At 68.6% G+C, this 8,057-nt stretch carries 7 protein-coding genes; 3 read left to right on the forward strand and 4 right to left on the reverse strand.

The annotated features are described in order from the left end of the window. Positions 1-478 precede the first annotated feature (478 nt). From FFS72_RS24625 to FFS72_RS24635, 3 genes are read right to left on the reverse strand one after another with little or no spacing between them, the layout of a single operon-like run. A complete protein-coding gene (locus FFS72_RS24625; RefSeq protein WP_137876416.1) occupies positions 479-1,219 on the reverse strand; it encodes an SDR family NAD(P)-dependent oxidoreductase in 741 nt (246 codons plus the stop codon). After that, entirely contained in the window at positions 1,216-2,238 is a 1,023-nt protein-coding gene (locus FFS72_RS24630; RefSeq protein ID WP_249353512.1) for a phosphotransferase family protein, read from the reverse strand. Before FFS72_RS24630 ends, FFS72_RS24625 begins: the two co-directional genes overlap by 4 nt. Next, entirely contained in the window at positions 2,238-3,443 is a 1,206-nt protein-coding gene (locus FFS72_RS24635) for an acyl-CoA dehydrogenase family protein (RefSeq protein WP_137876418.1), read from the reverse strand. The genes FFS72_RS24630 and FFS72_RS24635 overlap by 1 nt, the downstream gene beginning before the upstream one ends. Positions 3,444-3,676: 233 nt before the next feature. On the opposite strand from FFS72_RS24635, the gene FFS72_RS24640 reads away from it, so the two are divergent. Then, on the forward strand, positions 3,677-4,573 hold the full coding sequence (locus FFS72_RS24640) for a TetR-type transcription factor C-terminal domain-containing protein (RefSeq protein WP_137876419.1): 897 nt from the start codon (positions 3,677-3,679) through the stop codon (positions 4,571-4,573). A gap of 55 nt (positions 4,574-4,628) precedes the next feature. Here FFS72_RS24640 and FFS72_RS24645 read toward each other — a convergent pair whose 3' ends face one another. Next, positions 4,629-5,522 carry an SDR family oxidoreductase gene (locus tag FFS72_RS24645; protein ID WP_050065787.1) on the reverse strand — a complete coding sequence of 298 codons (894 nt, stop codon included), beginning with the start codon at positions 5,520-5,522 and terminating at the stop codon, positions 4,629-4,631. A 210-nt stretch (positions 5,523-5,732) separates the two neighbouring features. Here FFS72_RS24645 and FFS72_RS24650 point away from each other — a divergent pair, with 210 nt between their 5' ends. Continuing rightward, on the forward strand, positions 5,733-7,169 hold the full coding sequence (locus tag FFS72_RS24650) for an MFS transporter (RefSeq protein ID WP_349304004.1): 1,437 nt from the start codon (positions 5,733-5,735) through the stop codon (positions 7,167-7,169). A 151-nt stretch (positions 7,170-7,320) separates the two neighbouring features. Continuing rightward, on the forward strand, positions 7,321-8,057 hold a 737-nt coding region (locus FFS72_RS24655), incomplete at its 3' end, for a DUF6777 domain-containing protein (RefSeq protein WP_137876420.1).

Raw genomic sequence — 8,057 nt, forward strand, 5'->3', positions numbered from 1 at the left:
ACTCGACAGCGCAAACCCCGAACTCGACCGCCCAAAACGAAGACCCGCCGCGCGACCAACATGTGCGAAGGTGGTGGAACACAGCACACGGTGTCCGTCGCTCCATTGTGTGCTCACAGATCGCCCTCCCGAAAGACAATCATCCCGCCGACCACGGCGGCCTTACCGACCACGACGGGAGCGGTTGCCACCCGTCGCACGAGGCAACTTACCGCGTTGACCACGTGCGGCGAGGCGGTTTGGTGACTTCCTTCGACAAGCGTCCAACTTCGAACTGTTCGAACGAACAGGCGGCATTCCTCCGGGCCTGCACCGGGCGCGACCGGGAGCGATTTCCCCAGGTCGGCGCCCTGCGGGCGCGGCACCCAACCGCCGGAGGCAAGATCACAAAATGATTGTGACCAGGTCACAGTCTGTGACCTGGTCTAATCAATCTGGGGTTGTCTGGATATTTGCCGACTACCGAGTGGCCGTCCGATCAGGCACGCAGACCGTCCGTTCCGGACCGCGTCACCACGATGTTCGGAACGACCGCCTTCGACGACAACCGGAGCAGTGAATCGACCAGTTCGACGATGTCACCGACCTCGATCATCTCCTCGGCCGGGATCTTGTCATGGATCCACGCACTCATGTCGGTGTCGACGTACGCCGGCGAGATCGCCGTCGCCGTCACGCCGTTCCCGGACTCCTCGGTGTTGAACGTCGACACCAGTGAGATCAGGGCGGCCTTCGTCGCGCCGTACACGCCGAGCTGCGCTTCCGAGTACACCCCGGTGATCGACGACAGTGCGACGACCTTCGCGCCCCGACCGGGATTCGCCGTGGCAGCGGCACGCAACAGCGGCAGGCACTGCTGCAGCAGCAGCACCGGCGCGCGCAGGTTCACGGCGAGGGTCTTGTCGAAACGCCGCATGGGGAAGTCCCCGATCGCGCCCGCCGTTCCGACGCCCGCGTTGACGATCAGTGCGTCCATCGCACCGAACTCCGCGGCGTGACGCTCGGTGAGAACGCCGACGGCATCCGGATCGGCGAGATCACCCGCAACGGCGACCACGCGGGGCGCCCCCGCCGCTTTGAGCGTGTCCGCGACCTCGGTGAGACGCTGCTCGTCCCGCGCCGAAATGGTGAGCGAACAACCCTGCGCTGCAAGACTGTTCGCAATACCGAACCCGATTCCCCGGGACGCCCCGGTGACCAGTGCACTCTTCTCGCTCATGCCGATGCTCCCGTCAGGACCCGCAGGCCCGCTGCCATGAATTCGCCGGTGGCCTCCGCGGCCCGCTCGGCGCCGCTACCCGCATCCGACCCCTGCCGCGCCCGATGCGTGATGCCCTCACCGATCACGCCGAGCTTGAAGTTCGCCAACGCCAGGTAGAAGTTCCAGTCGCCGAGATCGCGGCCCGACGCCGTCGCGTACGTCTGAGCGAGCTCGTCCGGGGACGGCAGCCGCGGACTGGTCCACGCCGCCTCCGAACCCAGGACCAGATCGAAGACCGGGGTGCGGTACACGCACATGAGCGCGGCGTCGGTCAGCGGGTCGCCGAGCGTGGACATCTCCCAGTCCACCACCGCGCGCACCGTGGACGGATCGCGTGCATCGAGGATCGTGTTGTCGATCCTGAAGTCGCCGTGCACGATCGACGCCGCGGACGACTCCGGGATGGACTCGGCGAGGCGCGCATGCAGCCGTGCGACGTCGGGCAACTCGCGGGTCTTCACCCGATCCCACTGGCCCGCCCACAGCTTCACCTGACGCGTCACGAACCCGTCGGGCCTGCCGAACTCGCCGAGCCCGGCGGCCCGGTAGTCCACGGAGTGCAGGTCCGCCAGCACCCGGACGAGTGCATGGGTCGAGTCGCGAACTTCGGTGTCGGACAGGGCGGCGAGGTCGGCCTGGTCACGCACGACCCGACCGTCCACGAACTCGACGACAGTCATCTGTGCACCGAGTGCCGCGCCCTCCTCGTCGAACGCGACGGTCCTAGCCACCGGCACCGCCGAGTCCTGCAGCGCGCTGGTCACGCGGAACTCGCGCGCCATGTCGTGCGCCGACGGCGTCAGACCACTGGTCGGAGGCCGTCGCACGATCCAGGTGTGCGTCGCATCGGATGCCTTGAACGTCAGATTCGAGCGCCCACCGCTGACCAACTCGACCGTCAGATCACCGGCGACGTCGACGCCACTGTCGACCAGGAACCGGCGCAGTGCCGCGACATCCATACCGGGAAGGCTCATCAGGACTCCTTCTGTGCACGCTTGGCCGCACCGACGACGCGCTTGGCCAGCGCCCAGCGATGCACCTCGGACGGGCCGTCGTACACCCGGAACGGGCGAACCTCACGGGACAGTCGCGCCAGCGGCAGGTCGCCGGAGACACCCATGCCACCGCACATCTGGACGCTGCGGTCGACGATCCGGAAGATGGCCTCCGCGGCGAAGGTCTTGGCGATGGCCGTCGAGTTGGCTGCCTTGTCGCCCTGATCCAGCTCCCAGCACGCGCGGGTCAGCAGCGCACGCGTAGCGGCGATGTCGATCTCGTTGTCGGCGACCATCTGCTGCACCATGCCGAGGTCACCGAGCTTGCCACCGAACGCCTCACGCTTCGCGACGTAGTCGACCGCGATGTCGTGCCCACGTCGAGCGGCACCGAGCCAGCGCATCACGTGCGTCATGCGAGCGGGTCCGAGGCGCACCTGCGCGTACTCGAAGCCGCGGTCCACCTCGCCGAGCACCGCGGAGTCCGGAACCAGCAGGTCCTCGAAGAACACCTCGCAGTGCCCGCCGATCATGGACTTGTCGAGCGTGTCGATGTGCCGCCCGACCCGGATTCCGGGCGCGTCCGCGGGCGTGAGGAACATCGTCGCGCCGCCGCGGTCGCCGGGCTCGCCCGCGGTGCGGGCGAAGATGATGAAGAACCCCGCTCCGTCGGCACCGGTGATGAACCACTTGTGCCCACTGATCCGCCAGCCGCCGTCGGCCTTGACGGCACGCGTGGTCAGCGCCGACGGATCAGCTCCCGCGCCGGGCGCCGGTTCGGTCATCGCGAATGCCGACCGCACGTCGCCGTGGGCGAGGGGCGCGAGGTACTGCTCCTTCTGCTCCGGGTTCGCGATGTGCGCGAGCATGTGGACGTTGCCCTCGTCCGGGGCAGCGATGTTGAGCGCGGTCGGGCCGAACAGCGAGTACCCGGCCTCCTCGAACACGGGGGCGCGGTCGGACATGTTCAGTCCGTGGCCGCCGTACTCGACCGGCGCGTGCGGCGCGAACACGCCCGCGTCCTTCGCCGCCTGCTGCAGCTTCACCCGGATCTCGTCGCCGCCTGCGACGGCGATGTCGCCTCCGTGCTCGTCCTCGATCGGCAGCACGTGGTCCCGGGTGAACGCACGGGTCCGCTCGATCAGCGACTCCACGTCGGGCGAATAGGTCAGGTCGATCGCCACGGAAACTCTCCTCGGTCGCGTCGTCCGAGCGATCGCTCGGCCTGCACGCCAGGGTGCCACAGGCGCGTCAATCGGGTCAACACTGGTAGTAGTGGCAATATCCCCACACGGCCAGGCGCGATCATCGACGTTCAGATTCCCTGATCTCACCGACGTGTTCAGTTATACTGAACACGTTCCGGACGCGGCCTCGCACACGACGGGCGAGCCCGGCGCCGACGAGAGGGAGATCGGTGGACGACAAGCAGGACACACCGGCGGCGATCAGGGCCGCGCGGCTCGATGCGGACCTGACGGTGCGCGAGCTGGCGCGGCGCCTCGACGTCAGTCCGGCAACGGTCAGCGCGATAGAGAACGGCAGGACCGGGGTCAGCGTCGAACGTATTCGCGCCATCGCCGAGGCGGTCGGCACCACCGCGGGCCGACTGCTCGGCGACCACCACGAGCCGATGCCGTCGCACCACAGGAGCAGCGGTGTGCCGAGGTCCGCCGCGCCACGGGAGCCCCACGACGCCCCGGACATCACCTCGACAGGAGTGCACTGGCGCGACTTCCCACCACTGGAGGTCGATCCGGTTCTGGCCGCGGCGATCGACGCGTTCGTCGAGACCGGCTACCACGGCGCCACCGTCCGCGCACTGGCCGGGCGGGCCGGAATGAGTGTCCCCGGGGTCTACCACCACTACCGGGACAAGCAGGCACTGTTGGTCCGCGCGCTCGATCTCACCATGGACGAGTTGCACTGGCGGATACGAGCCGCCCGCGACGAAGGCGCAACGGCTGTGCGGCGGGTGGCCCTGATCGTGGAGGCACTCGCGCTCTACCACACGCACCGTCGCAAGCTCGCGTTCATCGGGGCGAGCGAGATGCGCAGCGTCGAGGAACCCGATCGAACGCGAATTACGGTTTCCCGCAATCAGATCCAGTACCTGCTCGACGAGCAGATCGATGCCGCGGTGCGGGACGGCGACCTCTCCACACGGCATCCACACGATGCCGGTCGAGCCATCGCGACGATGTGCACGTCGCTGCCGCAGTGGTTCCGGTCGGACGGCCCGTCGACACCCGAACAGATCGCAACGGAGTACGCGGAGTTCGCCCTCGACCTCCTCGGACGCAGCGAGGGCTGAACCGGCGGGACCGGACGGGATTCCGGCGATCGCGGAACCCCGTCCGGCGCTTCCGTCAGGAGCGGGTCGTGCCTGCCATCGTCGAGTTGGGGCGGGCCTGCGCAACGAGGGCGGGGATGACCTCACCGAGCTCCGCCGGATCCCAGCGGGCGTCCTTCGAGACACTCGGACCGGCAACCCAGGTCTCGGCGACGCTGATCGAACCACCGTGGACGTTGAACACCCGGCCGGTGACACCCTCGGACTCCGGCGAGCCGAGCCACACGACGGTCGGCGAGATGTTCTCCGGAGCGGCCGCGTCGAACCCCGTGCGGGCCTTCTCCGCTTCGGCCGCCGCGACGAATCCGTCCAGCCCGGCCGTCATCTGGGTGAGCGCGGTCGGGGCGATCGCGTTGACCGTGACACCGAGGCGAGCCAGTTCGTCGGCGAGGATGACGGTGAACGCGGCGATGCCCGCCTTCGCGGCACCGTAGTTCGTCTGGCCGAGGTTTCCGTACAGCCCGGACGGCGACGACGTGTTGATGATCCGCGGATGCGCAACGGGCGTGCCGGCCTTGTGCTGTTCCCGCCAGTACGACGCGGCGTGCTGCGAGGGCGCGAACGTGCCGCGAAGGTGCACGCGCATGACGTCGTCCCACTGGTCAACGGTCATGTTCACGAACATCTTGTCCCGCAGGATGCCCGCGTTGTTGACGAGCACGTGCAGCGTGCCGAACTCCTCGATCGCGGTGCGTACCAGCCGGCCCGCTCCGTCGAAGTCGGAGATGTCGTCCTTGTTCGCGACGGCCTCGCCACCGAGGGCCTTGATCTCCTCGACCACGTCCTCGGCCGGACCGAGGTCGTTGACGACGACCTTCGCGCCCTGCCTGGCGAATTCCAGCGCGTGCTGGCGCCCGATGCCTCCGGCTGCTCCGGTGACGATGACCACGCGTCCGTCGTTGATGCCCATCCCTGCACACTCCCAGTTCGGTGACGTATCGGGCCGAATCTCGGCCGACGTCACCGTACAAGAGCAGGGGCACGGCGGGATTCGAGCGGTTCCGCTGCCGCCGCAGGCGAAGTGGTGCACGATACACGCCCTGTGTATCGTGCACACGATCCTGACCCGTCATCACGCAGACCGACCGGCCTGCACCCGACCTGCCTTGAGGAGATCGCCGTGACTGCCGACGACACCCGCGCGGCCCGGCTGATGCTTCCCGCCCTCGCCTTCGCGGGCATCGTCGTGTCGCTGATGCAGACCCTCGTCGTCCCCCTCGTCCACACGCTGCCGACCATCCTCGGCACATCGGCGTCGACCGCGTCGTGGGTGGTGACATCCACACTGCTCGCAGCCGCCGTCGTCACCCCCATCTCCGGTCGCCTCGGAGACATGATCGGCAAGCGCCGAATGATCCTGGTGTCCATGGGTTTTCTGGTCGTCGGATCCGTGGTGTGCGCACTGAGCAGCACCGTCGTACCCGTCATCATCGGACGTGCACTGCAGGGTGCGGCGACGGGAGCGATTCCGCTCGGCATCAGCATCCTCCGCGACGAGGTGCCCAAGGAGAAGGTCGCCTCGGCGATTTCCGTGATGAGTTCGACGATGGGCGTCGGCGGAGCCGTCGGACTGCCACTCGCCGCCTGGACGGCCCAGAACTACAGCTGGCATGCGCTGTTCTGGGCGGCCGCCGTGCTCGGCAGCCTCGTCGCCGTGGCCATCGTCGTGGCCGTTCCGGAGTCGACGGTGCGCCGACCGGGACGGTTCGACGTGCCCGGTGCCGTCGGTCTCGCGGCAGCCCTCGTCCTGCTGCTGCTAACGCTGACCCAGGGCTCCGGCTGGGGCTGGACGAGTCCCCTCACCCTCGGAATCGGCAGCGCGTCCCTCGTGCTCTTCGTACTGTGGGGCCTCGCCGAACTGCGCACCCCCGAGCCGCTCGTCGACCTGCGGGTGTCGGCGTCACGCACGGTGCTGCTGACGAACACGGCGTCGATCCTCGTCGGCTTCGCGATGTACGCGATGGCGCTCACGGTCCCCCAGTTGCTGCAGGCCCCACCGGAAACCGGCTACGGCCTCGGCCAGTCGATGGTGACCGCGGGTCTCGTCATGGCCCCCGGCGGAATCGTGATGATGCTGCTCTCCCCCGTATCGGCCCGGATCACGGGACGCCACGGCCCGCGCATCACACTCATGGTCGGCACCCTCGTGATCGCCGCCGGATACCTGCTCGGCGCGATCGCGATGCAGGAGCTCTGGCAACTCACACTGGTCTCCACCGTCATCGGCGCGGGAATCGGGATCGCGTACGCAGCGATGCCCGCACTGATCATGGGGGCCGTGCCCCTGCACGAGACCGGTGCCGCCAACGGCCTGAACTCACTGATGCGCCTGGTCGGTACCTCGCTCGCCGCTGCGGTCATGACCATCGTCCTGACCGGCAACACCAAGCCGCTCGGACCGGTCGACGTTCCCACGGAGGGCGCCTTCCTCGCGACCTTCCTGATCGGCGGCGGGGCCGCGCTGGTCGCCCTGCTGATCGCGTGCTTCATTCCGGGCCGCTCCCCCGCCTCGACCGACGAGGTCGACGACACTCTCGAACCGAGCGCCGCGCACTGAGTCCGCGCGATGCGCGTCGCGGCGCCCGCGGGCCTACGATGACCGAGTGGCCCCCGACAACGGCGGGCGGGCTGCGGATCGAGCCCGACGTCGCACCGGAGCGACCGGCACACACCGCGTGTGGTCGGTTGGATTGGTGGTGGCCGGTTGTGTGACTCTGGCACTCGCGGCGGGATGCTCGCGGAGCTCCGCCCCGCAGGAGGTTGCCCTCGTCGCCACCACGTCATCGGGCGACCAACCGTGGACGGACCGACTTCTGCCGGCACAAACCCCGGTACTCGTGCCCAGCGGGCCACCGGACACCGCACTGCCGGGCGAATCGACACCCGTCGTCACCGGTGACCGCGGCGGCCTCTACGGCGGAAGCCTGGAGCGTCCCCTCTGCGACACCGCGCGCCTGGTCGGGACACTCGAGGGTGATCCCGCGAAGTTGAATGCCTGGGCCAGGGTTCAGGGCGTCAGCGACGTGCGCGGGTTCGTCGAATCGCTGACGCCCGTACTGCTGCGTGCGGACACCCGCGTGACCAGCTACGGCTACGACGACGGCCGCGCTCGGCGACACGACGCCGTTCTCGAATCGGGCACCATCGTCCTCATCGACGAGTACGGCGAACCGAAGGTCCGATGCGAATACGGCGACCCGCTGGATGCACCCGTGTCCGACGAATCGGTGGATCCGGACGCGGTGCCCTGGCCCGGATTCAACGTCGACCGGGTGATGGAGGTGCGACCGGCGGCCGGTCCGATGGGCACCGTCGCCGTGGTCGATCTGACGACGGGAGTGCTGACGATGGTGCCGGTGGGATCCGGCGTCCACCCTGCGCCCGGAACCACGCTGCCGACCCCGACTGCTGCCGCGACGACTCCGGATGCCCCCGTCCAGCGGGC

The sequence above is a fragment of the Rhodococcus sp. Q genome, assembly GCF_005503035.1.
Lineage (GTDB): Bacteria > Actinomycetota > Actinomycetes > Mycobacteriales > Mycobacteriaceae > Rhodococcus_G.

Excerpts from the sequence above, each read along its gene's own strand:
- FFS72_RS24625 (WP_137876416.1), bottom strand. The coding sequence starts at position 1,219 with ATGAGCGAGAAGAGTGCACTGGTCACCGGGGCGTCCCGGGGAATCGGG.
- FFS72_RS24630 (WP_249353512.1), bottom strand. The coding sequence starts at position 2,238 with ATGAGCCTTCCCGGTATGGATGTCGCGGCACTGCGCCGGTTCCTGGTC.
- FFS72_RS24645 (WP_050065787.1), bottom strand. The coding sequence starts at position 5,522 with ATGGGCATCAACGACGGACGCGTGGTCATCGTCACCGGAGCAGCCGGA.